Consider the following 21789-nt stretch of genomic DNA (forward strand, 5'->3'; position numbering starts at 1 on the left):
CCGGGACGCCGCCGAGGTCCCGGACACGGAGTACCCGCTCCTGCTCACCACCGGCCGGGTCGTCGCCCAGTACCAGTCGGGCGCGCAGACCCGCCGGGTGGACGAGCTCAACGAAGCCGCCCCCGGCCCCTTCGTGGAACTCCACCCGCGCCTCGCGGCCCGCATCGGCGCGGTCGACGGAGCCCCCCTCGCGGTCACCTCCCGCCGCGGCCGCGCGGTCGCCCCGGCCCGCATCACGGACACCATCCGCGCGGACACCGTCTTCATGCCCTTCCACTGGCCGGGCGAGGGCCGCGCCAACACCCTGACCAACCCGGCGCTGGACCCGGTGTCCCGGATGCCGGAGTTCAAGGTCTGCGCGGTCCGCGTCGAGCCGGCCTAGCCGTTCTCCGGAGCCCCGGCGAACGTGGGCGCCAGCGCCGCCAGCAGGCGGTTCGCGTAGGACTCGGCGGAGCCGGGGATCCCCGGGTACTCCTTGTGGAACGTGTCCCAGTCCGTCTGCGCGAACCCCTCGAAGACCTCCGGGGCGGGCGGCTGTTGCCCGCCGCCGCCAACCTCGAATTCGCCGGAGAGCCGGAACACCTCCGCCAGCAGCGGGTACGGCAGTGCGCAGCTCTCCGCCAGCAGGACCGCGTCGTAGAGGTCCTTGCCCTGCGGGTACATGTCCCCGGCCAGCCACACCAGCTTCCAGGCGAGGGACAGCTCCGGGGTGGCCCCCAGCAGCGGGACACCCGCGACCACCACGGGCTCGGGCGCGACCGGCAGGGGCTCGTTGAAGACGAAGTCGAGCTGGACCTGGCCGCCCCGCATCCCCGGCGCGGACCAGGGGAGGACCAGCCTGCGCCCCGGAACGCGTTCGTACGTCCAGATGTACTCGGAGACCGCGTCCGCCGCCGGCATCACCAGGCCTTCGTGTGCGGCCATCCGCTCGGCCCCGGCCGCGATCGCGTCGAGCATCCGCCCGGTGCGGTCCTCCTCGATCATCCAGTCCGCTGGGACCACGACGAAGTCCAGGTCGTGCGGCTCCCGCGCGGCCTCCCCGAACCACTGGGACATCAGCATGCTGCCGCGCAGCACGAGCGAACCGGCGTGGCCCGAGGCTCCGACCGCGCGCAACGCCACGTCCATCGCCGCCCGTCGGGCCGACCGCCAGGCCGTTCGCTCCGCAGGTTCCGAGATCACCGGATCCAGCGGCCGGTACGCCTCGGAGAAGTGCTTGAGGGCGGGGTCGAAGGCCACCGTGGCCGGCTCGCCCCTGTCGCCCGTTCTTATGGTGCGGGGCCGCTGGTCCATCCGTCGAAACCGCTCCGCCTTCGGCTCCGCGGGGTCGTCCGGGCCGCCCGGAATCGACGGTTTCCACTCCCGGCTGCTCATCGTGCGCCCTCCTCCTCGATCCACCCGTCGTCCACCGACAGGTCGCTGTCGTACAGCACGAACTCCCGCTCCTCCGAGCAGACCTCGTACCCGGCCCCCGCCAGCGCAGCGACCAGCGCATCGCACGCCGCCCCCGCCTCCGCCGCCGTACCCCGCCACCGCTGGGTCACGAAACGTTCCTGCCGAGCCCCCGGCAGGACCCGGCGGGCGTTCCACGAGACGTGTGCCGCGTGCCGGACCGCCAGGGACTCCAGGGCCGGGCGGTCCCAGTCGGCGGGGAGCCGCAGTTTGAGGTGGTGCTCGAAGTAGCCGCCGCCCGGCCCCGGGGGCTCCGTGGTCCACGGGACCGTCTCCACCTTGACCCGGACCGGATCGAAGCCGGCCGCGCGCAGCCGGGGCACCAGGACCTCGTGCCCGTCCCGGTCGGGCAGCGTCAGCATCGGCTGCGAGAGCATCCGGCCCCGGGCCAGCACGATGTGGGTCACCTTCAACTCCCTTTCCGCCGCCCACGATTCGAGTCGTGCCAGCTCCGCCGGGTGCGGGCAGCGGACGGTGATGTGGGATTCGTACTCGGGCATGGCAGCGATCATCTCGGACATGCGTCCGATCCGCATCGGGGTTCCGGTCGGGGGGTAACCATGGGTCACGCACCGGACCCAGAAAGTGGTCGCACGCCCCTCGTGGCAGCGATGTGTCGTACCCCACACTGAGGTGCGGTGCACCCGTCCTCGGAGCCCTGTGGAGGCCGCCCCCGTGCAGACCCAGAGCTTGACCGTCACCGTCAGCCCGCCCGCCGAAGTGCCCGCGGCCGAAGAGCCCGAGCCCGAGGCCGAGGCCGACGCCATGCACGAGGAGGAGGCCGAAGAGCCTGAGGAGTTGGAGGGCCCGGAGCTGCTGGAGAAGGTGCCCCCGCCGCGCAAGCGCCCGGCGGAAGGCTCCGGCGGAGCGGGACCATCCGCCGACCTGTTCCGGCAGTACCTGCGCGAGATAGGCAGGATCCCGCTGCTCACCGCCGTCGAGGAGGTCGAGCTCGCGCGGCGCGTGGAAGCGGGCCTGTTCGCGGAGGAGAAGCTCGGCAGCGGAGCCCCGCTCGATCTGCAGCTCACGCTCGACCTCGACAAGCTCGTCGTGATGGGCCGCATGGCGAAACGGCGTCTCATCGAGTCGAACCTGCGGCTCGTCGTCTCCGTCGCCAAGCGCTACGTCGGCCGCGGACTCACCATGCTCGACCTGGTCCAGGAGGGGAACCTCGGACTGATCCGCGCCGTCGAGAAGTTCGACTACGCCCGCGGCTACAAGTTCTCCACCTACGCCACCTGGTGGATCCGCCAGGCCATGTCCCGCGCCCTCGCCGACCAGGCCCGAACCATCCGCGTCCCCGTCCACGTCGTCGAACTGATCAACCGCGTCGTGCGCGTCCAGCGCCGCATGCTCCAGGAGCGGGGGTACGAACCCACCGCCGAGGAGGTCGCCGTCCACCTCGAGCTGACCCCCGAGCGGGTCCTGGAGGTGCTGCGCCTCGCGCAGGAGCCGGTCTCGCTGCACGCACCCGTGGGCGAGGAGGACGATGTCGCGCTCGGCGACCTCATCGAGGACGGCGACGCCGCCTCACCGGTCGAATCGGCCGCGTTCTTCCTGCTCCGCGAACACCTGGAAGCGGTCCTCTCGACCCTCGGGGAGCGGGAGCGCAAGGTGGTCCAGCTCCGCTACGGGCTCGCCGACGGGCGCCCGCGCACCCTGGAGGAGATCGGCCGGATCTTCGGGGTGACCCGGGAGCGGATCCGCCAGATCGAGTCCAAGACCCTCAACAAGCTGCGCGACCACGCCTTCGCGGACCAGCTGCGCGGATATCTGGACTGACGCAGACGGACAAGACGAACAAGACGGAAAAGGGGCGCCCGGATGGGCGCCCCTCCCCGCACCGGCCGCACGGCCGTACCGGTCTAGTCGACCTCGGCCACCGCCTGCGCGAACTGCGCCGCGTACAGCCGCGCGTAGGCGCCGCCCGAGAGCAGCAGCTCCTCGTGCGTGCCCTGTTCCACGATCGAGCCGCTCTCCATCACCAGGATCAGGTCCGCGTCGCGGATCGTGGACAGCCGGTGCGCGATCACGAAGGACGTACGGCCGTGCGCGAGGCGCGCCATCGCCTTCTGGATGAGCACCTCGGTACGGGTGTCCACCGAGCTCGTCGCCTCGTCGAGCACCAGGATCACCGGGTCGGACAGGAACGCCCGCGCGATGGTGATCAGTTGCTTCTCGCCCGCGCTGACGCCGGCGCCCTCGTCGTCCAGCACCGTGTCGTAGCCCTCGGGCAGGGTACGGATGAACCGGTCGGCGTGGGCCGCCCGCGCGGCCTCCTCGACCTCGGCGCGCGTGACCTCGCGCGTGGCCCCGTAGGCGATGTTCTCCGCGATGGTGCCGCCGAACAGCCAGGTGTCCTGGAGCACCATGCCGATGCCGCTGCGCAGTTCCTCGCGGGTCATCTTCGCGATGTCCACCCCGTCGAGGGCGATCTCCCCGCCCGTGACCTCGTAGAACCGCATCAGCAGGTTGACCAGCGTGGTCTTGCCGGCGCCGGTCGGGCCCACGATCGCGACCGTCTGACCGGGGTCGACGCTCAGCGAGAGGTTCTCGATCAGCGGCTTGTCCGGTTCGTAGCGGAAGGCGACCTTGTCGAAGGTGACCTGTCCGCGCAGGTTCTCCGGACGCTCGGGGACCTCCGCGTCCGCCTCCTGCTCCGGCGCGTCCAGCAGCTCGTAGACCCGCTCCGCGGAGGCGACGCCGGACTGCACCAGGTTCGCCATGGAGGCGACCTGCGTCAGCGGCATCGAGAACTGGCGCGAGTACTGGATGAAGGCCTGGACGTCACCGATCGACAGGGTGCCCGAGGCCACCCGCAGACCGCCGACGACCGCGACGAGCACGTAGTTGATGTTCGAGATGAACAGCATCACCGGCTGCATGATCCCGCTGACCAGCTGCGCCTTGAAGGAGGCCCGGTACAGGGCTTCGTTCTGCTCGGCGAACAGGGCCGCGGACTCCTTCTGCCGGCCGAAGACCTTGACCAGGGTGTGGCCCGAGTACATCTCCTCGACGTGGGCGTTCAGGGCGCCCGTTGACTTCCACTGCGCCACGAACTGCGGCTGCGACTTCTTGCCGATCTTCGCGGCGACGTACGCGGACACCGGGATCGTCACCAGCGCGACCAGTGCCAGCACCCACGAGATCCAGAACATCATCGCCAGCACGCCGACGATCGTCAGGAGCGAGTTGAGCAGCTGACCCATCGTCTGCTGGATCGTCTGCCCGACGTTGTCAATGTCGTTCGTGGCCCGGCTGAGCACCTCGCCGCGCTTCTGCTGGTCGAAGTACGACAGCGGCAGCCGCGACAGCTTCGCCTGGAGCTCCTCGCGCATCCGGTAGACGGTGCCGTTCATGATGTGGTTCGACAGCCGGGTGGCGACCAGCATCAGCAGACCGGCGACCGTGAAGACGGCCAGCGCCCACAGAGCGACCGACCCGACCGCGCCGAAGTCGATGCCCTTGCCCGGGGTGAAGTCGGTGCCGGACAGCATGTCCGCCATCCCGCCCTCGCCCTTGGCGCGCAGACCGTCCAGGGCCTGCTGCTTGGTGAGGCCCTTGTCGAAATTCCGGCCGACGATCCCCGCGAACACCAGGTCGGTGGCCTCACCGAGGATCTTGGGACCGGTCACCGACGCGGCGACGCTGCCGACGACCGCGAGGATCATGCCCCACAGCTTGGCCCGGTCACGCGCCAGCGCGCTCAGCAGCCGCTTGCCCGAGCCCTTGAAGTCCATGGACCGCGTGGTCGGCGGTCCCATCATCATCCGTCCTCCGGGCCCGCTCACGCCGCCTCCGCTTCCGTCAGCTGGGAGAGCACGATCTCCCGGTAGGTCTCATTGCCGGCCATCAGCTCGTGGTGGCGCCCCTCGCCCACCACCTGCCCCTCGTCGAGGACGATGATCCGGTCCGCGTCGCGGATCGTGGAGACCCGCTGGGCGACGATGACCACGGTCGACTGCTCGGTCTCGCGGGCGAGCGCGGAGCGCAGCGCCGCGTCCGTGGCGTAGTCCAGGGCCGAGAAGGAGTCGTCGAACAGGTAGATCTCCGGGCGCTGTACGAGCGTGCGCGCGATCGCGAGCCGCTGGCGCTGGCCGCCGGAGACGTTGGTTCCGCCCTGGGTGATCGGAGCGTCGAGCCCGCCCTCCAGCTCGGACACGAAGCCCTTGGCCTGCGCGACCTCCAGCGCGTGCCAGAGCTCCTCGTCGGTGGCGTCGGGGCGCCCGTAGCGCAGGTTGCTGGCGACGGTCCCGGAGAAGAGGTATGGCTTCTGCGGCACCATGCCGACCGTCTTGGCGAGCAGGTCGGGGTCGAGGCGCCGTACGTCCTCGCCGTCGACGAGCACGTCGCCGCCGGTCGCGTCGAAGAGCCGGGGGATCAGCCCCAGCAGCGTGGACTTGCCGCTGCCGGTCGAGCCGATCACCGCGGTGGTCTCGCCGGGGCGGGCCACGAGGTCGACGCCGCGCAGCACGGGGGCCTCGGCGCCCGGGTAGCGGAAGTCGGCGCCGCGCAGTTCCAGGCGGCCGTGGTGGAGCAGCTTGCGGACGGGGTCGGCGGGCGGGATCACGCTGGAGTCGGTGTCCAGGACTTCCTGGACGCGCTCGGCGCAGACCTCGGCGCGCGGCACCATCATGAACATGAAGGTGGCCATCATCACGGACATGACGATCTGCATCAGGTAGGCGAGGAAGGCCGTCAACTGGCCGATCTCCATGTCGCCGGAGTCGATGCGCATCGCGCCGAACCAGACGACGGCGACGCTGGAGATGTTCACGACCACGATCACGGTCGGGAACATCAGCGCGAGCAGCTTGCCGGCCGCCAGCGAGACGCCGGTGAGGTCGGCGTTGGCCTCGCGGAAGCGTTCCTTCTCGTAGTCGTCGCGGATGAAGGCGCGGATCACCCGGTTGCCGGTGATCTGCTCGCGCAGGACCCGGTTGACCGTGTCCAGGCGCGTCTGCATCGCACGGAACAGCGGGCGGGTCTTCAGCACGATCGCGCCGACCGACAGGCCGAGGATCGGGACCACGGCGAGCAGCACGCCCGAGAGCTTCACGTCCAGCGAGAGCGCCATGAAGATGCCGCCGACGCACATGATCGGTGCGGAGACCATCAGCGTGAAGGTCATCAGCACGAGCATCTGGATCTGCTGGACGTCGTTCGTCGTACGGGTGATCAGCGACGGGGCGCCGAAGTGGCCGAGCTCACGCGCGGAGAAGCTCTGCACGCGGTCGAAGACGCCGGCCCGGACGTCCCGACCGAAGGCCGCGGCGGTACGGGCCCCGTAGTAGACGGCGCCGACGTTGCAGACGAGCTGGACCAGCGAGACGCCGAGCATGAGTGCGCCAAAACGCAGGATGTAGCCGGTGTCGCCGTTGACGACACCGTTGTCAATGATGTCGGCGTTCAGCGTGGGCAGGTAGAGGCTCGCACTGGTCTGCAGCAGTTGCAGCAGGACCAGCACGGCGATCGGTTTCCGGTACGGACCCAGGTGGGTCCGCAGAAGTCGTATGAGCACGCGCAGGCTCCGGTCGGCATGATCGAGGGGATTCACTCCATCTTCTGCCAACGGGAGGCCGGAACCCACCGGATTTCGTAAAGCCCGGTCAAAAGGAGTAGCCCGGGTGCGGCAGGGCGTAGGCCGGGCGGGCCCGGGCCGCCGCCGCGCCGACGGGGGGCGCCGGGAGGACGATGGGGGAGGGGGAATGGCTCGGGGACGTCTCGGGGACGGACCGTCCGCGGAGGAACCATGACGGCAGCCACACGGGAGCAGATCCCCGTCCTCTTCGAAGGCAACGGCGCCGAACTGCGCGTGCTGGAGCTCGGCGGAGGCTTCTCCGTCGCCTTCGGGCGCTTCGACAAGGGCGTCGACATGACCCCGGCGTTCAAGGGCCTGCCCGACGACCTGTGTCCGTGCCCGCACTACGCCTATGTGCTCAAGGGCCGGATCAAGATGCACACGAAGGACGGGGACAAGGTCTACTCGGCCGGGGAGGCCTGCTACTGGGCGCCTGGACACGCCCCGGTGGCCCTTGAAGACACCGAGTACCTCGACTTCTCGCCGACGGAGGAATTCCAGGCGGTCGTCGAGCACGTGAAGGCGCAGCTGTCCTAGGGCCTGTCGCCCTAGAACGCCCCCGGGTGGATCTGGTCCCGGGTCGCGATGTACTGCTGGCGCGCGCCCTGCCAGGCCGGGTACTCCTCGTCCGGCTCGAACAGCTGCGCCGCGGGCGCCGGCCACACCGGCGGGGTGTTCGGGGCCGCCGTGCCCTGCGCCGCACCGAGCGCCCACGCGGCCTGCCGGGCCGCGCCCAGGGCCGCGTAGTCGGCCGGCGCCGGTACGAGGACCTGCGTACCGAACAGTCCCGGCGCGAAGGCCTGTACGGCCGGCAGTTCGGCGGCCGCGCCGAGCAGGAACACCCGGCGGATGTCCACGCCGCGGCTGCGCAGCACGTCGAGCGCGTCCACCAGCCCGCACAGCATGCCCTCGAAGGCGGCGCGCGCGAGGTGCTCCGGCTTCATGGAGTCCCGGCGCAGCCCCGACAGGGTGCCGGCGGTGTGCGGCAGGTTCGGCGTCCGCTCTCCCTCCAGGTACGGCAGGAGTACGAGTCCGTGCGCGCCCGGGGTCGACTTCAGCGCGAGCTCGCTCAGCCCCTCCAGATCGGTGCCCAGCAGTTCGGCGGTGCCGCGCAGGGCCCGTACGGCGTTCAGGGTGTTCACCACCGGCAGGTGCAGCCCGGTGGCGTCGGCGAGGGAGGTGATCAGCCCGCCCGGCTCCGACAGCGCCTCGTGGTGCACCGCCATCACCGATCCGGACGCGCCCAGCGAGACCACGGCGTCGCCGGGTCCCATGCCGAGCCCGAGCGCGGCCGCCATGGTCTCCCCGGTGCCGGCGGAGATCAGCAGCCCCTCGGGCGTGGTCCCGGCGGCTTCGGCCGGGCCGAGTACCTCGGGCAGCAGCGCCCGGTGCCCCAGCGCGAGCTCGACCAGGTCGGGGCGGTAGGCGCCGGAGGCCGCCGACCAGTAGCCGGTACCGGAGGCGCCGCCCCGGTCGGTGGTCCGCCGGGCCGGGCGGCCCAGCAGCTGCCACACCAGCCAGTCGTGCGGGGACATCAGGACGGCCACCCGCCGGGCCGCCTCCGGCTCGGTACGGGCCAGCCAGGCGAGCTTCGTGACGGGCTGCGCCGCATGGGGGACGGAGCCGACGGCCTCGGCCCAGGCCTGCCGGCCGCCGAAGGACTCGATCAGGTCGGCGGCTGCGGCCTGGCCACGCTTGTCGTTGCCGATCAGGGCGGGACGGACGAGGCCGCCCTGCGCGTCCAGCGGCAGCAGCCCGTGCTGCTGCGCGGAGACCCCGATGGCCTGCACCCCTTCGAGGAGCCCGCCGCCGGCGGCCTCGCCGAGCGAGAGCAGCCAGGCCTGTGGATCGGTCTCGTGCGGCACCGCCTCGCCGGTGGGCTGCGGATGAGGGGCGTACCCCTGGCGCAGCACGGCGCCCGTCTCGGTGTCACAGACGACGATGCGTGTGAACGCGGAAGAGCTGTCCAGCCCGGCGACTATCCCCATGCGGAGAATTCTGCCGCACGCGGGGCGGTCTCGACCGCCCCGGCGTGCGCGGGACGGACACCGTCCCTTATGTGGAGCCCCGCGCACGGGACCGGGCGGGACCGGGCGGGACCCCGGCGAGGGGTCCTCGGGCGAGGACCCCTCGCTCCGGGCCGGGCCGGTCAGGTGTTGCTGGTGCCCCAGTCGTCCTCGGCCGCGCCGTTGCCGCCGACCCGTGCCCGCAAGCCCCGTACGCGTCCGGCCAGGGCGTCCGGCACCGCGTCGCCCACCTTGTCGCTCACCGCGGCGAAGGCCTTGCCGGCGAACTCCCGGCTGCTCTGACCTGCGCTCTCGGCGGCGTTGCGGACCGCGGGGTTCTGCGCGAACTCGCGCGCGGACTTCTTCAACTGTTCATACCGCTCGCGTCCGGCCCGGGTTCCGAGCACGTACCCGAGGGCCAGCCCGACCGCGAACGTGACCTTGTACCGCATGCTTGCCACCCTTCGTCGTGTGGTGCCCGGCCCGCTGGCGATACCGATTGGCGGAGCACCCCCCTGCTTGCGCTAATCTATGACTCGCAACGGGCGCTCGCCCCCTGGCCAAGGCCGGAGGTGGGCTGTTCGGTGCAACGCAGCAATCCCCTGTAGCTCAATTGGCAGAGCAGCCGACTGTTAATCGGCAGGTTACTGGTTCGAGTCCAGTCGGGGGAGCGCGGTCCCCTGTAGCTCAATTGGCAGAGCAGCCGACTGTTAATCGGCAGGTTACTGGTTCGAGTCCAGTCGGGGGAGCAAGAAGGAATGAGGACCCCTGGTGGGTCCTCTTTCTTTTTTCTGCCCTCCGCACGCAACCGGGCAGGGCCCGGCGCGGTCTCTCTGGGCAGGCGAAGCCGATCATGCGAGGCATCCGAGGCAGGAGATCGTATGAGCGGCTATGCTGCGGCAGACGGCGCGCACACATGTACGCGCCACGCCGTGAAGGGGCGGTAGCTCAGCCGGTTAGAGCAGCGGACTCATAATCCGTCGGCCGTGGGTTCGAGTCCCACCCGCCCCACTGCGAGCCGCAGGTGAAGAATCGTTCTCATCTGCGGCTTTGGCGTGTCCGGGGTCTGTCGTGCCATCAGGCGAGCGGGGCTCAAGCCTTTGGCTGGGAACCACCTGGGCACGAGAGTCCCCCGGTTGGACCTGCTCGCGCCGCCGGCGCGGCACGAGGGATGCCGCCTTCTCGGCCGCGTCGCGCCCGACTCCACCCAGCAGGTGTGAGTACAGGTCTGTGGTGATCGTCACCGTGGAGTGCCCGAGGCGCTTCGACACGATCGCCATGTCGACCCCGGCGGCGAGCATCAGCGACGCCTGGCCGTGCCGCAGGTCGTGCAGCCGTACCCGTCGCAGGCGCCGGCGCTCCCCGTCGGGGAGGTGCGCGTCGTCCTCGAAACGGACGGCGTCGATCAGGCCACCGAAGAGCTTGGAGACGTGATCCGGGCGCAGGGCGTCGCCGTCGTCATGGGCGAACACGAGCCCGTGGTCCCGGTACGCCGACTTCCACTTGCGGCGCTCCTCCTCCTGCCGCAGCTTGTGACTCAGGAGCGCACCGACGGTCAGCTCGTCGAGGTCGATGATCCGATCCTCGCCGCTCGCCGTCTTGGGCCGGGAGAACATCAGACCGATGTGTCCCCCTTCGCAGTACGGGCACGCCACGGGCGGCATGTCCCGCTTCTTGAGCCCGGACACCTGCACGATCTGTTGCCGCACGACGATCACTCGCCGGGCGAAGTCGACGTCGTCCCATCGGAGCCCGCACGCCTCACCGCGGCGCAGGCCCGTTCCGGCGATCACCTCGAAGAGGGCGCCGAGGCGGTGCGTGCCGATGTGGTCGAGGAAGGCGCCGAGCTCGGCCGGCTCCCACGGGATGACCTTGGGGCGCTGAGAGGTCGGCAGCTCGACGTTCTTCGCCATGTTGAAGGTGATGAGCTGCTGCTTCACCGCGGTCGTCAGGGCGCTGCGCAGCGTCGCGTGAATCCGGCGCACGGTCGCCGTCTTCCGCTTCCCGTCGTTGACCTCGGCGAGCAGCTTGTCGACGTGCGAGGGCCGCAGGTCGCGCAGGCGTATACGGCCGAGGTGCGGCACGAGGTAGTCGTCGATGTGGTGCCGGTACGAGCGGAGCGTCGTCGGGCGCCGGCCCGCCCGCTCCTTTAGCTCCATCCACTTCTTGAGCCACTGCTCGACGGTCTGCCCGTCGTCGTGGGTGTAGCTGCCCTCACTGATCCGGGCGAGGACCGTGCTCAGCTCGCGCTCGGCCTCGTCGGCCGTGGCGAACCCGCCCTTCTTGAGCTGCTGCCGCTTGCCGTCCTTCTCGATCCCGGTGTCTGCGGCGTAGTACCAGGAACCGTGGGCCTTCTTGCAGTTCTTACGCCGGCCCTTGGCGTCGTACTGGGCGATGCACTGGCACCGTTTGAACACGTGCCCTTTCAAACTGACTCCTCTGGGGGGTCGGTGGCGGTCTAGTCATCCGTCCGAGCCAAGATCTCTTCCGCAGTCGGGGGCGGGGCGATGTCCTCCTCGAAGTAGGGGGCGAGGTAGTACGGAAGTGGAGGGGGTGTCAGGCCGTCCTCACGGAGCTCTGCGCGGATCTTGGCCACCTCCTCTGCGGTCCGGTAGGTGGCTTCGGTCATCTCTTCGGCGACCTGAAGCAGCGCACGGTGAAGCTCGGGGTCGAAGTTCTCGCCGAGTTGGACCGCGCGTTTCATCTTTGCGTCGGCTCGAAGCTGGTGTGACACAAGGGACCGGACGAGCCGCTCGTGCTCTCGGAACTGGGCTACGCCGAAGGGTGTCTCTCGGAAGGCGGCCACATCGTCTTCCGTCGCCTGCCAACTCGACGAGAGGCCGTGCCCAGGGACCTCGCCGGAGAACCACTGTGCCGCCTCGAACGTGTCGTACTTCTTCCCCGGCAGGTACTCAGTCCGTTCTTCGTACCCGACCGGGAAGACGAGCGATACCGGTGGTACTCGCAGGGCCTGCGCGATGATCAGGAGCTCGGCAACGGACAGTGTGGGCCGACGACCGCTCTCGAAGTTCGCCAGCACGGATCGCGCGATGGGCATCCCGAGCTCCGCGCATCGGTCCGCGAGCTGCTGTGCGCTCATGCCCCGGACCTGCCGGAATCGCCGGACTTCGGCGGCCATCGTCCGGGCCAGTCGAGCAGGCCATTCCTCTTGTGTCATGGCAGCACAGTATTAGGGATCATTGACACTGTCCAGCATTGACGTGCATTCTGTGCTCCACGGTCACCAAATTCGTGGAGGTAGTCATCCCGTGACACAGTCCAGCATGACTCGCTCGGACCTCTTGGCTCTGCCGCCCGCTGTTGATCTTGTGACGGCGGGTCGTGCGCTGGGGCTGGGACGCAGCAAGGTCTACCAACTGGCACAGCGAGGCGAGATGCCCGTACGGACCCTGCGCCTTGGCAGCGCCTACCGCGTGGTTACGGCCGAGCTGCTCGAACTGCTCGGCGTTCGGCCCGAATAGGTGGGCCCCGGCCGGTGCGTCAACACCGAGCCGAGGCCCTTGAAGCCCCCAGCACTGCCCAGCTCTGAACAGTCGCGGCGGGAGCGAGGTCTCTAACCACCTTGCGCCGCCAGTAAGGAAGCTCCATGTCTCAGGTTACTGAGAGCGCGCGTCCCCCGTCTCCACCTGCCCGGCCGGTGCCGGTCCGGGGTCGCACGATGATCGAGACCGACACGGCGCGGCGGGTCGAGCAGGTGCTCGACCTCGCCAGCCACGGCATGCACGTATTTCCCCTCCGCCCCGACGACAAGCGGCCCGCCGTGAAGGAGTGGCAGCAGCGGGCCACGACCGAGAAGGACGCGATCGTACGGGCGTGGTCGCACGGGCCGTATGGCGTCGGCATCGCCTGCGGTCCCTCCGGTCTCGTCGTGGTCGACCTCGACACGGCCAAGGGCGACACCCCGCCCGACGAGTGGACCCTGCCCGGGATCACCGACGGCGCCGACGTTCTCGCCGAGCTGCATGCCCGCCACGGGGCTCGGTGGCCGTTCGGCACCACCCCCGCGGTTCGCACCGCATCGGGTGGCCAGCACCTCTACTACCGGGCGCCGGCCGACGGCGAGATCCGCAACAGCGCCGGCCGCCTCGGGTGGAAGATCGACGTACGTGCGGTCGGAGGGTACGTCGTCGCCCCGCCCTCAACTGCGAACGGCGCCCCGTACCGATGGCTGACCGGACTCGACGCCGAGCTCCTCGCCCTGCCCGAGTGGCTGGGCGAGCTCGCCGCCCCGGCGAGGCCCGAGCCAGTGCACGCGGTAGTACTGCCGCTGACCCCGCCGCGCACCACCCGCCCGGGGTACGCCGCCGCCGCGCTGCGCGCCGAGGCTGATGCCGTCCGCACGGCCGCCCCCGGAACCCGGAACGACACCCTGCACCGGGCCGCGTTCAAGCTCGGCACGCTCGCCGGCCGCGGTGACCTCACCCCCGCCGAGATCGTCGACGAGCTGCTCGCCGCGGCAGCAGCCAACGGCCTCGGCACGACTGAAACGGGGAAGACCATCACCTCGGGCCTGCGCTCCGGGATGCACCACCCGCGAGGGGCCGCCGTATGACCGCCCCGACCGCGCGTGAGCGCATTCTCGCCGCCGTCCCGGCCCAACCGAGCGAGGCCGCCATGCCCGACCGCACCACTTGGCAGCGCGTCGACCTCGGCCCCGTGCTCGACGGTACCCACAGCGCGCCGCAGCCCACCATCGGACGTCGCGACGACGGTGCCGGTCTCTTCTACCCCGGTCGCCTGCACAGCATCTTCGCCGAGCCCGAAGCCATGAAGACATGGCTCGCGCTCACCGTTGCGACCGCCGAACTCGCCCTCGGCAACGCCGTGATGTACCTCGACTTCGAGGACGAGGAAGGCGGCATCGTCTCGCGCCTGCTCGCCCTCGGAGCTCCATCCGCCGCCATCGCCGAACGCTTCCACTACTTCCGCCCCGACGGGCCGCTCGGCGACGCCGGCCGCGCTGCTCTGGCTCCCTACCTCACCAGCCCGACCACCTTCGCCGTCATCGACGGTGTCACCGAAGCGATGGGCCTCTTCGGCCTCAAGCCGAAGGACGACACCGACGTCGCCGGTTTCTGGCGCATCCTGCCCCGATGGCTCGCCGAGCAAGGCCCGGCCGTGCTGCTGCTCGACCACGTCAACAAGGACCGTGAGAACCGGGGCCGCTGGGCGACCGGCTCACAGCACAAGCTCTCCGGACTCAACGGATGCGCCTTCGTACTGGAGAACATCACGCCCCTCGCCCCCGGACAGACGGGCAAATCCCGCGTACGCGTTGCCAAGGACCGCCCCGGACAGGTCCGCAAGAACGCGCTGCCGGGCAGCAACGGGGCGCTTCACTGGTTCGCCGACTTCATCGTCGAGTCCCAGCTCGACGGCTCGGCGCTCGTGAGTCTGCCCGCGCCCGCGCAGCACGAGGGACCGTTCAGGCCGACGATGCTCATGAAGCGGGTATCGGACGCGCTCGCGACGGCACGGGAACCGCTCAGCGTCCGCGGCGTCCTCGAACGGGTCTCCGGCAAACAAGACGCCGTACGCCGTGCGCTCGCGCTGCTCGTCGACGAGGGATTCGTGGGCCAGACGCCCGGCGCCCGTAACGCTCAGCTCCACGAGTTGAAGCGCCCGTTCACCGACTCCACCGACTGACCGTACGACCGTGTCCCACCGTGGCCGACCGCTTCCCCGGCCACGGTGGCCCCGACCGTATGACCGTGTCCCAGTGTCCCTATAAGGGACACGGTCAACCGGGCCACACTCACGGCCCGCACTCACCCTCGGGAAACGCTCAGCGTCTCCCCGCCACCAGACGCCCGGATGTCGCTTCCTCCGGTCTCCCTGCCGTCGCTGGGAACGCCCACACACGCCTCATTCCGTCCTCACGCGCGCGCGAGGAGAGAAGGACCCTCAGATGACCAGTAAGAATCGCCCCGCCGCTGTGGTCGCCCTGGCCCGCGGCAACACGGCCGAGCAGGCCGCCCGCGAGGCCGGCGTCTCCGGCCGCACCATCCGCCGTTGGATGGAGGAACCTGAGTTCGGCCGGCAGGTGATGGCGACCCGAACCGAGCTGCTACAGCTTGCAGTCGGGCAGCTCGCCGCCGCCTCGACCAAGGCCGTGGCCACCCTCGTCGACGCACTCGACAACGAGAAGGGCCAGGCCCGCGTACAGGCTGCCCGTGTGCTGCTCGACGCCGTACTCGCCCTGCGTGAGTCTCTCGACCTCGAACAGCGTCTCGCCGCCCTCGAAGCAGCCGGGGGTGACGCGCACTGATGGCTCGCAGGAAGAACAAGCTCGCTGACCGCCTCGCCCGCCTCGAAGACGCGTCCCGCGAGGGCATGTGGCAGCTCACCCTCGAAGACGGCACCACCGCCGCTCTGCCCGTGCTCACCGTCATGGACGCGCTCGCCGAGCTCTTCGGATTCCCCGTCGACGCTGATCAGGACGATAACGAGCGGTCGCCGGGACCGCCCCGACTGACGTTGACCCACGAGATACGGCTGCTCGCTCGCGTGGCCGAGGGCTCAGAGACGTCGATGCTCGGCCGTACTGTCGTGGCGCTTGCCAAGGAGGCAGTTCGAGAGGGCGCCGCATGAGCGCTCACGACCGTTCCCAGCGCGTTCCCAACCCCCTCGCGACCTGCGCCGATGATGCCCGTAGCGGATACCAAATCCGTCGGTTCGATGGCTCGGATCGGGCGCGACCGGGCCGTTCGATGCTCCGGCCCGATGGATCGGTGATCGTGCCACCCGCGCTGGCGAGTGAGGTCGTCCGCATCCTCTCGGGTCACCTTGACGCACGGGTGCGTACAGATGGGGGCGAGCTCTCCACAGAAGCTCGGCGCCTCCTTGTCGCACTACAAGCTGGCGCCGAGCACACGACCACGGAGCCCGCACGGCCCGCCGCTACCGGAAGCCCCACGGCGGACCCTGGCACGGTCGAGGTGACCGTGACCGAGGCGGCGGCGCTCATGGAGTGTTCGCCGCGCTGGATTCGGTCCCTGATCAAAGCCGGGTGCCTGCCCGCCCGGCGGGCCGGCGAGCGTCTGTGGCTCGTCGACCGAGTAGCTCTCGACCACTACCGCCAAGGAGGAACCGCCCTACGACCACCGCCGACGTCGACCGCTCCCAGTGGGAGGACACCACACCTGACGACCGCAAGATCCCTTGGAAGAGGATCACGGCCCCGGAGGCCCGCTCGGGCCCCGTCAGTACGCACCCCGTCATGGCAGACCGGGGCTTCGTCCACACCGCACCGTGGTGGGTCGACGGCACTCTATACACGGACAACGCCCGCTGGTTCGGGCACGTCCGCGAGCAGGCGCAGCAGAGCGGGCAGCAGATCGTCGTCGAGGAAGTCCCGGACGGTGCGCCGGCCGAGCACCGCGCCCAGGTCGAGGCCATGCGCCGATACGCCGAGCTGCACACCCTGCGGCCGGCCCGCCCTCTGCCGCGCGACGAGCAGGGGCAGCCCCTGCTCGTCCGCTTCTACTGACCAGCCCCCGCCGCCGAAGGACCCCACACTATGACCAGCCTCACTGGCCCGAGCATCATCGACGCACAGCTCTCCCTCGCCACCGTCCGGCGTGCCCGCGAAACAGACCTCACCGCACTGCGTCGCCGCCTCGACGACGGGCTCAGCCAGGCCCGAACCTTCCGTGACCCCGACCTCACCGACGAGGCGAACGCCCGTCGCCGGACGGAAATGGAACGTGCCGCCCGCGAGCGCGCAGGCACCGAACTGGACGGCATCGAGCGCACGACCAACGCGGCTGCCGAACAGATCCGCGCCTACGCCGAACGGACTTCGGCGCCGACCACGCGCGACGCAACCGAGCAGCTCCTCGCCGAGACCCGCCAGGGACGCGCGTGGGACCGTACCCGTGCCCTGCTTGATGCCGGCCGCAGCGCTGCCGATGTGATCGGATCGGCTGACGTCGACACCCTGCGCGCGCTGCGCGTCGAGCTCCCTTCGTACCTCGCGGGCAGGAGAGCCAAGCCCGAGGGGTTGGCCGGCCTCGACTGGACCGAAGCGGACCAGGCCCCGGTACTGCGCACGATCGACCGGGCCCTCGTTGACCGTCTGCCCAAGGACCAGAGCGCGGCCCTGCGCATCCGCCTCGACCTCGACCAGGCTGAGCCCGGCCTGCGGGAAACCGTCGCCGGTCTGCGGCGCCAGGTCGACGGCTCAGCCGACGGCGGCGACGGTCTGCGCAGCGCCATCGCTGCCCGCTTTGCCGACCAAGAAGCGGCACAGCTCGATGCGTAGCTGACGGAGTGCGCCCAACACCACAGCCCCGCCAACCAGCGGGGCTGTGCGCGTATGGGAGAACGTCAGGCCCAGTCGGCCGACGGCTGGGCCACGTCCCATCCGCCGATGTGAGGCTGGGGAGCGTGCTTGGCGGCGCCGGGCGGCAGCGCGGCGAGGCAGGCGGTCGAGCAGGCGTTGACGAGCAGTGGCAGGACGTCGGTGGCGACCACGAGCGAGATCCACCGCTGGTGAAGCTCTGATGCCTCCACCGGCCCGTCACAGACACTGCACGCACTGATGGCTGTCGTGCCCCACCGCTTCGGGTCCAGCGCGGCGAGGTGACCGCCGGATTGAGAATCGCCCGTCGTCCGCAGCCGGGGAAAGGGCGGGCGAAGCTTGAAGTTGCCGAACAGCGAGCGGGTGCTGACCGTGCTCCGCACCAGCTTCGAGCAGCGGGTGATCTCGTACGGGAACCAGTGCAGCCGGTGGGAGGTGTACGGGCTGAACTCCTCCAGGCTGGTCATGGCGCCGATCTCCGGGGGAATCCGCACCAGGTTGCTGCCGTAGAGCCTCAGATGCTTGACAGCGGTCAGACGGCCGATGCTTGCGGGCAGCGTGATGACGTCGCGCCGCTCTTGCGGGCTGAGCTCGACGAGCGGGTTGAACTCCTCCCTGCCGTCCGCGGCCGCCTCTTCGACGAGCGCGAGAAGACGCAGCCAACCCGGCGAAGACGTGTCCTGCCGCTCGCCGTGAAACCCGACCCGGGCGCGCGGATGCACCCTGTACTGATCGAAGCAGGTGCAACGTTCCCGGTGGATGGGTTGACCATCCGGCCCGATTCCTTCGGGCCATCGGTTCGCGAACAGGCGGGGCTCGGGGGGTGTGGCATCCATGCGATCAAGATAGGAACCCGGCAGGACGATCGCACTGGGTTTCGGTACTAAGCGCTGTGCACATCCTGGCTGCTGCGATGCCTGGACCATGCTCGGGCGGCAGCGATCAGCGGGGCGCGATGCGGTGCCGGGTCCGAAGCGGCGCGACTCTCCCAGACGCCACAGAGGGTGGCTGCGAAGGTGGCGACGGCCGAGGGCTCGGCGGAGCGGTACGTGGGCACCGCTCGGGCGAGGGCTTCGGCTTGCTCCGCGGTGTGGCCGACGTGAATGAAGCGAGGGATGGCGAACGCTGTGTCTGCCCACGCCGGGCCGGGGCAGGCGAGGGCCCAGTCGAGCACACGGATTCCGTTCGCGGTGGCCAGCATGTTCATCGGTGACACGTCGGAGTGGACGAGGGCACGGCCTTCGATATCGGGGGAGCGGTCGGCAGGGAAGAACCCGGCCCAGCGGATGTGCAGGGGCTTCTTGCGGACCTGCTCGGGCCACGGTGTCTCGGACATGGTGGTGAGCGCGTCGAGGAAGGGGCCGAGGTCGGGTGAGCCGGGGCTGAGGTCTGGGTGGGGACCGACGAGGTACTCGTACCCGGTGAGCAGCCAGCCGCCGGCGTCGACCTGCCAGAGCACGCGGGGGGCGAGCGGTGCGACGCGGGTCACGCGCGCTTCGTAGTCGTACATCCACGCTGTGGGCTCGTCGCTAGGGGTGCCCTTGACGAAGACGGGCCCGGTGGCGGTGTGGAGGGTGCAGGCGAGGCGGGCCATCACGCCGGTCTCTGCGGTCTCGGCGTGCTCGACGGGGCCGGTGCAGGCCTCGACGGCGCTACGGGCCTCGGGTGGGAGTTCAAGCCATGCGGTGCGGTCCACCCGCTTACTCCTCGTGCAGAACGGAAGCCGGTCCCCGGCTCGGCCACAGAGTGGCACAAGCCGGGGACCGGCCGCAGGCGGTACGTCAGGCGTACTTGGGGCTGTTGTGGCAGTTGGCGTGGCACTGCGAGCAGTCGGCGAGGTCCAGCTCGGGCCAGAACTCCATGTCGATCACGAACCCGGACGCGACGATCGCGTCGACCGTCCGGGCGCGCAGGGCCTTGCCGCCGCCGTGTTCCTCTTTGTCGAGGAACCCGGGCTGGTGGTGGACGAACTTGCCGATCGTCCCCGAGCAGAAGTCCTGGTACGCCTGCGTGTGCAGCAGGAAGGCGTGCCAGAAGTCATCGACGAGCGGGGACGGGCTGAGCGGGGTGTCGCTGTACGCGCCGGCCGCGAGGAACGCGATCATCTGGCCGACGCCGCGGTCGGCCTTGTCGTCGGTCAGCTCGGGGAACTTGGCCTGCATGTTGGACACGAGCGTCGCGCGCAGCTTGGCGCCGATCAGATTCCGCGCGTCGGTCGCGGGACGTTCCTGGATTGCGGTCACGGTCCTTGCCTCCTTGGTCAGTGGTGCATGGGACGTGCTGTGAAGCGCCTCGGCCGGCGCGACTGGGGACGGTGCCGACCGAGGCGTGCCCCGCCCGCCCGGGATCTGTCGGGTCATCCGAGCGGGCGGGGAGATCAGAGCGCCGGGAATCCGGCGTCGGGGATGGCTATCGCCGCCGGTGGGTCGCCGTGGCCGAGCTCACCAGTGGTCATGGTGGCGAGCGCGGCGAATCCTGCGGCGGTGCCGAGCACCCATATCCAGCTCAGGAAGCGGCCCACCGGATCGCCGGATGCGGCCCCGCGCTGCGCAGCATGGCGCGCGGTCATGCGGCGTTCTCCTGCGCCTGCTTGCGCTGGGCGATGAGTCGCTCGAACTGGATCGCGTACAACTCGACTTGGTCCGGGGTGAGGACGAGCAGGGACTCAGCCGTACCGCCGTCGTCGTAGTGGACCAGGACCGGGAGCGCGCCTTGCTCGGCCCGGTGGTCGTACACGGCGTCGCGTCGCATCGGGGTCACGTACGTGGCCTGTGCCGGGACGGGGCGCAGGGTTGTTCCGTCGGCTGGCGCGGACCACTCGTCGCCACCGCCCGGCGGGCGCAGGTGGTACGTGCTGGCGCCCACTCTGGGCAGCGTCACGACGACGCCGATTCGGCCGTCCTTGGCGGTGTCGCGGGCGAGGTCGCCGAGTCGCGGGTAGAGCGGTCCGGCCGTCCCTAACTCGCCGCCCTGTGAAGGGAGATGGGGTGTTGGTCGTCCTGTCATGCCCCAGAAGTTAGAGGCGCGTCAGGGACCCAATATGAATCGGAGGAATACCGCCCTCATCCGTCCAGGTGGAAGCGGTCCGACATGCGGCGAAGCTTCTCGCGGGTGGCGATCCGCTCGGCGTAGACGATGCCGCGGAGGGTCGACCGAGCGATCGGATGGTTCCGTACGAGCTGGGGAGCGATGCGTTCCGCGGTCTCCAGCTCGGCGAGCGCGCGGTCGCGGTTGCCGTCCCACAGCCACGCGCGGGCGAGGTCCATGTGGTGGTGTCCCTGGCGAGAGTTGGGGAGGGCGGCGACGAGCTCGGGTGCGGTGCGTCGGTTTATGGCGAGCGCCTTGGTCTGCTCGCCGGTCTCCAGGGCGACGCTGATCGCGTGGATCTGCACGTTGCCAGGGGAGAAGGTGACCGAGTGCCGGTCGTAGACCGGTGGGTTGTGGTGGCCTGCCATTCGACGGGCCGCGTCGCGGGCGTGGTTGATCCGCTCGTCGGCCTCGGCCGGTCGGCCGGCGCGGGCGGCAGCGACGGCGGCGCGCAGGTGGAGCGTGCCCCACATCCGTAGGGCGAGCGGCTCGCCGAGTTCGTACTCGCGCTGCACGCTGGCGAGGGCCTTGTCGGACAGGGTGAGCGAGTCGTCCCAATCGGCCGTGGCCCACATGTCCCAGACGCGCATCCAGTCGGCGAGCGCGGGCATGACGGGGTCGGCCGAGAGGCGGGCTGCCCATGCGGCGCGCTCCGCCGCCATGGCGACGAGCTCGGGGTGCCCGAGGGCGTGCGCGGCGGTGTGGGCGAACTTGCACGCCACGGCGTAGATCGCGAACGCTTCCTCCTGCTCGTGACCGGTCGCGGCCTCGGCCAAGGCGCGGGCCTCGCGCAGGAGGTCGGGGAGGGTGGCGAGGATCGCCGTGTTGGCCGCCGCATCTCGCAGGCGGTGCAGGCGGGTCATGTCCCGCCACAGCTCACCGGACGCGCGCGGGGCGCCGTCGAAGATCGGCGCGAGGTCGTAGCGGCGCAGCTCGCGCAGGATGGATGCCGCCGAGACCTGCCACTGATTCTCGGCGGGGCTGCTCGCGTACGGCCGGCCGATCAGGTCATTGGGATGCACGTGCAGCTCGGCGGCCACGAGGTTCAGCAACCCGACCCGATCGAGCTCGATCAGGCCGCGTTCCATCTTCGACACCCAGCCCTGGGTCTTGCCCAGAGCTGCGGCGAGGTCTGCCTGCGGCATCCCAAGCCGGAGTCGTGCCCGTCGGACGCGACGGCCGATCTCCTCTGCTTCCTCCAGCATCGGTGCACCCCTTGCAACCTGGCAGCCTGGGACAGCCCAACTGGGCTTGCTCAACAGCACGGTACCCATGTCGAGGCTGTTGAGTGAGCCCACAAGCTCATGCAGTTTGGAGGATCGCGAGCAAAGGCGTGCATT

The 21789-nt window shown here is 70.2% G+C and carries 22 protein-coding genes, 3 tRNA genes and 3 pseudogenes; 14 read left to right on the plus strand and 14 right to left on the minus strand.

From position 1 onward, the window contains the following. Window positions 1-97 precede the first annotated feature (97 nt). A pseudogene (locus ACFVX6_RS19575) lies at window positions 98-382 on the plus strand (molybdopterin dinucleotide binding domain-containing protein); the annotation flags it as partial. On the opposite strand, the gene ACFVX6_RS19580 reads toward ACFVX6_RS19575, so the two are convergent. After that, complete coding sequence (locus ACFVX6_RS19580; protein WP_389693025.1) at window positions 379-1374, minus strand: nucleotidyl transferase AbiEii/AbiGii toxin family protein; 996 nt, start codon at window positions 1372-1374, stop codon at window positions 379-381. The pseudogene ACFVX6_RS19575 and the gene ACFVX6_RS19580 overlap by 4 nt on opposite strands. Continuing rightward, window positions 1371-1952, minus strand: a complete 582-nt coding sequence (locus ACFVX6_RS19585) for a hypothetical protein (protein WP_389693027.1) — start codon at window positions 1950-1952, stop codon at window positions 1371-1373. Before ACFVX6_RS19585 ends, ACFVX6_RS19580 begins: the two co-directional genes overlap by 4 nt. 175 nt (window positions 1953-2127) lie before the next feature. Between ACFVX6_RS19585 and ACFVX6_RS19590 the strand changes: the two genes are divergently transcribed. Further along, the gene (locus tag ACFVX6_RS19590; protein ID WP_389693028.1) at window positions 2128-3234 is read left to right on the plus strand and encodes an RNA polymerase sigma factor; all 1107 of its coding nucleotides are present in this window, start codon (window positions 2128-2130) and stop codon (window positions 3232-3234) included. 83 nt (window positions 3235-3317) lie between these two features. Here the strand turns inward: ACFVX6_RS19590 and ACFVX6_RS19595 are convergent, their stop codons facing one another. Both ACFVX6_RS19595 and ACFVX6_RS19600 read right to left on the minus strand, forming a co-directional pair. Then, window positions 3318-5243 (minus strand): ABC transporter ATP-binding protein, encoded by a 1926-nt coding sequence (locus ACFVX6_RS19595; RefSeq protein WP_389693030.1) that lies wholly within the window; start codon window positions 5241-5243, stop codon window positions 3318-3320. Then, on the minus strand, window positions 5240-6973 hold the full coding sequence (locus tag ACFVX6_RS19600; RefSeq protein WP_389693032.1) for an ABC transporter ATP-binding protein: 1734 nt from the start codon (window positions 6971-6973) through the stop codon (window positions 5240-5242). The genes ACFVX6_RS19595 and ACFVX6_RS19600 overlap by 4 nt, the downstream gene beginning before the upstream one ends. 231 nt (window positions 6974-7204) lie before the next feature. On the opposite strand from ACFVX6_RS19600, the gene ACFVX6_RS19605 reads away from it, so the two are divergent. After that, a complete protein-coding gene (locus tag ACFVX6_RS19605) occupies window positions 7205-7570 on the plus strand; it encodes a hypothetical protein (protein ID WP_389693034.1) in 366 nt (121 codons plus the stop codon). Window positions 7571-7581: 11 nt separating this feature from the next. Here ACFVX6_RS19605 and ACFVX6_RS19610 read toward each other — a convergent pair whose 3' ends face one another. Both ACFVX6_RS19610 and ACFVX6_RS19615 read right to left on the minus strand, forming a co-directional pair. Continuing rightward, window positions 7582-9021, minus strand: coding sequence for an FGGY family carbohydrate kinase (locus ACFVX6_RS19610; protein WP_389693036.1), 1440 nt, complete (start codon window positions 9019-9021; stop codon window positions 7582-7584). Between the two features lie 161 nt (window positions 9022-9182). After that, window positions 9183-9491, minus strand: a complete 309-nt coding sequence (locus ACFVX6_RS19615; RefSeq protein WP_250745599.1) for a YtxH domain-containing protein — start codon at window positions 9489-9491, stop codon at window positions 9183-9185. Between the two features lie 146 nt (window positions 9492-9637). Here ACFVX6_RS19615 and ACFVX6_RS19620 point away from each other — a divergent pair. The 3 genes from ACFVX6_RS19620 (at window position 9638) to ACFVX6_RS19630 (ending at window position 10050) form a co-directional block, all read left to right on the plus strand. After that, window positions 9638-9710: transfer RNA gene (locus ACFVX6_RS19620), tRNA-Asn, on the plus strand. A 5-nt stretch (window positions 9711-9715) separates the two neighbouring features. Then, window positions 9716-9788 (plus strand) — tRNA-Asn (locus ACFVX6_RS19625). A gap of 188 nt (window positions 9789-9976) precedes the next feature. After that, window positions 9977-10050: transfer RNA gene (locus ACFVX6_RS19630), tRNA-Ile, on the plus strand. A gap of 260 nt (window positions 10051-10310) precedes the next feature. On the opposite strand, the pseudogene ACFVX6_RS19635 reads toward ACFVX6_RS19630, so the two are convergent. After that, window positions 10311-11456, minus strand: a pseudogene (locus tag ACFVX6_RS19635) (tyrosine-type recombinase/integrase); the annotation flags it as partial. Window positions 11457-11497: 41 nt separating this feature from the next. Then, window positions 11498-12217, minus strand: coding sequence for a helix-turn-helix domain-containing protein (locus ACFVX6_RS19640; RefSeq protein WP_389693038.1), 720 nt, complete (start codon window positions 12215-12217; stop codon window positions 11498-11500). 106 nt (window positions 12218-12323) lie between these two features. Between ACFVX6_RS19640 and ACFVX6_RS19645 the strand changes: the two genes are divergently transcribed. From ACFVX6_RS19645 to ACFVX6_RS19680, 8 genes and pseudogenes are all read left to right on the plus strand, one after another. Next, entirely contained in the window at window positions 12324-12521 is a 198-nt protein-coding gene (locus ACFVX6_RS19645; RefSeq protein ID WP_389693040.1) for a hypothetical protein, read from the plus strand. A 197-nt stretch (window positions 12522-12718) separates the two neighbouring features. After that, a complete protein-coding gene (locus ACFVX6_RS19650) occupies window positions 12719-13612 on the plus strand; it encodes a bifunctional DNA primase/polymerase (protein ID WP_389693042.1) in 894 nt (297 codons plus the stop codon). Further along, window positions 13609-14706, plus strand: a complete 1098-nt coding sequence (locus ACFVX6_RS19655; protein WP_389693044.1) for an AAA family ATPase — start codon at window positions 13609-13611, stop codon at window positions 14704-14706. Before ACFVX6_RS19650 ends, ACFVX6_RS19655 begins: the two co-directional genes overlap by 4 nt. Window positions 14707-14968: 262 nt before the next feature. Beyond that, the gene (locus ACFVX6_RS19660; RefSeq protein WP_389693046.1) at window positions 14969-15328 is read left to right on the plus strand and encodes a hypothetical protein; all 360 of its coding nucleotides are present in this window, start codon (window positions 14969-14971) and stop codon (window positions 15326-15328) included. Beyond that, window positions 15328-15651: a hypothetical protein gene (locus tag ACFVX6_RS19665; protein WP_389693048.1), complete on the plus strand. Its 324-nt coding sequence runs from the start codon at window positions 15328-15330 to the stop codon at window positions 15649-15651. The genes ACFVX6_RS19660 and ACFVX6_RS19665 overlap by 1 nt, the downstream gene beginning before the upstream one ends. A gap of 119 nt (window positions 15652-15770) precedes the next feature. Beyond that, a pseudogene (locus ACFVX6_RS19670) lies at window positions 15771-16133 on the plus strand (helix-turn-helix domain-containing protein); the annotation flags it as partial. A gap of 146 nt (window positions 16134-16279) precedes the next feature. Next, window positions 16280-16549 (plus strand): hypothetical protein, encoded by a 270-nt coding sequence (locus ACFVX6_RS19675; RefSeq protein ID WP_389693144.1) that lies wholly within the window; start codon window positions 16280-16282, stop codon window positions 16547-16549. 30 nt (window positions 16550-16579) lie between these two features. After that, entirely contained in the window at window positions 16580-17323 is a 744-nt protein-coding gene (locus ACFVX6_RS19680; RefSeq protein WP_389693050.1) for a hypothetical protein, read from the plus strand. A 65-nt stretch (window positions 17324-17388) separates the two neighbouring features. Here ACFVX6_RS19680 and ACFVX6_RS19685 read toward each other — a convergent pair whose 3' ends face one another. From ACFVX6_RS19685 to ACFVX6_RS19710, 6 genes are all read right to left on the minus strand, one after another. Continuing rightward, entirely contained in the window at window positions 17389-18198 is an 810-nt protein-coding gene (locus ACFVX6_RS19685; RefSeq protein ID WP_389693052.1) for a leucine-rich repeat domain-containing protein, read from the minus strand. Window positions 18199-18245: 47 nt separating this feature from the next. Beyond that, window positions 18246-19058 (minus strand): phosphotransferase, encoded by an 813-nt coding sequence (locus ACFVX6_RS19690; protein WP_389693054.1) that lies wholly within the window; start codon window positions 19056-19058, stop codon window positions 18246-18248. Window positions 19059-19143: 85 nt separating this feature from the next. Continuing rightward, a complete protein-coding gene (locus tag ACFVX6_RS19695; RefSeq protein WP_389693056.1) occupies window positions 19144-19605 on the minus strand; it encodes a glycine-rich domain-containing protein in 462 nt (153 codons plus the stop codon). 134 nt (window positions 19606-19739) lie between these two features. Beyond that, window positions 19740-19931, minus strand: a complete 192-nt coding sequence (locus ACFVX6_RS19700; protein WP_389693058.1) for a hypothetical protein — start codon at window positions 19929-19931, stop codon at window positions 19740-19742. Beyond that, window positions 19928-20368 carry a hypothetical protein gene (locus ACFVX6_RS19705; protein WP_389693060.1) on the minus strand — a complete coding sequence of 147 codons (441 nt, stop codon included), beginning with the start codon at window positions 20366-20368 and terminating at the stop codon, window positions 19928-19930. Before ACFVX6_RS19705 ends, ACFVX6_RS19700 begins: the two co-directional genes overlap by 4 nt. A gap of 56 nt (window positions 20369-20424) precedes the next feature. Then, complete coding sequence (locus ACFVX6_RS19710; RefSeq protein ID WP_389693062.1) at window positions 20425-21654, minus strand: helix-turn-helix domain-containing protein; 1230 nt, start codon at window positions 21652-21654, stop codon at window positions 20425-20427. Between the last annotated feature and the right edge of the window lie 135 nt (window positions 21655-21789).

The sequence above is a fragment of the Streptomyces sp. NPDC058289 genome (assembly GCF_042880975.1).
In the GTDB taxonomy this organism is placed as follows: domain Bacteria; phylum Actinomycetota; class Actinomycetes; order Streptomycetales; family Streptomycetaceae; genus Streptomyces; species Streptomyces stoeckheimensis.

What these genes read in the sequence shown, in the direction of transcription:
- ACFVX6_RS19580 (WP_389693025.1), bottom strand. Translation starts at nt 1,374, where the DNA reads ATGAGCAGCCGGGAGTGGAAACCGTCGATTCCGGGCGGCCCGGACGAC.
- ACFVX6_RS19640 (WP_389693038.1), bottom strand. Translation starts at nt 12,217, where the DNA reads ATGACACAAGAGGAATGGCCTGCTCGACTGGCCCGGACGATGGCCGCC.
- ACFVX6_RS19705 (WP_389693060.1), bottom strand. Translation starts at nt 20,368, where the DNA reads ATGACAGGACGACCAACACCCCATCTCCCTTCACAGGGCGGCGAGTTA.
- ACFVX6_RS19585 (WP_389693027.1), bottom strand. Translation starts at nt 1,952, where the DNA reads ATGCCCGAGTACGAATCCCACATCACCGTCCGCTGCCCGCACCCGGCG.
- ACFVX6_RS19650 (WP_389693042.1), top strand. Translation starts at nt 12,719, where the DNA reads ATGATCGAGACCGACACGGCGCGGCGGGTCGAGCAGGTGCTCGACCTC.
- ACFVX6_RS19660 (WP_389693046.1), top strand. Translation starts at nt 14,969, where the DNA reads ATGACCAGTAAGAATCGCCCCGCCGCTGTGGTCGCCCTGGCCCGCGGC.
- ACFVX6_RS19645 (WP_389693040.1), top strand. Translation starts at nt 12,324, where the DNA reads ATGACTCGCTCGGACCTCTTGGCTCTGCCGCCCGCTGTTGATCTTGTG.
- ACFVX6_RS19680 (WP_389693050.1), top strand. Translation starts at nt 16,580, where the DNA reads ATGACCAGCCTCACTGGCCCGAGCATCATCGACGCACAGCTCTCCCTC.
- ACFVX6_RS19610 (WP_389693036.1), bottom strand. Translation starts at nt 9,021, where the DNA reads ATGGGGATAGTCGCCGGGCTGGACAGCTCTTCCGCGTTCACACGCATC.
- ACFVX6_RS19655 (WP_389693044.1), top strand. Translation starts at nt 13,609, where the DNA reads ATGACCGCCCCGACCGCGCGTGAGCGCATTCTCGCCGCCGTCCCGGCC.
- ACFVX6_RS19685 (WP_389693052.1), bottom strand. Translation starts at nt 18,198, where the DNA reads ATGGATGCCACACCCCCCGAGCCCCGCCTGTTCGCGAACCGATGGCCC.
- ACFVX6_RS19675 (WP_389693144.1), top strand. Translation starts at nt 16,280, where the DNA reads ATGGCAGACCGGGGCTTCGTCCACACCGCACCGTGGTGGGTCGACGGC.
- ACFVX6_RS19710 (WP_389693062.1), bottom strand. Translation starts at nt 21,654, where the DNA reads ATGCTGGAGGAAGCAGAGGAGATCGGCCGTCGCGTCCGACGGGCACGA.
- ACFVX6_RS19665 (WP_389693048.1), top strand. Translation starts at nt 15,328, where the DNA reads ATGGCTCGCAGGAAGAACAAGCTCGCTGACCGCCTCGCCCGCCTCGAA.
- ACFVX6_RS19615 (WP_250745599.1), bottom strand. Translation starts at nt 9,491, where the DNA reads ATGCGGTACAAGGTCACGTTCGCGGTCGGGCTGGCCCTCGGGTACGTG.
- ACFVX6_RS19605 (WP_389693034.1), top strand. Translation starts at nt 7,205, where the DNA reads ATGACGGCAGCCACACGGGAGCAGATCCCCGTCCTCTTCGAAGGCAAC.
- ACFVX6_RS19700 (WP_389693058.1), bottom strand. Translation starts at nt 19,931, where the DNA reads ATGACCGCGCGCCATGCTGCGCAGCGCGGGGCCGCATCCGGCGATCCG.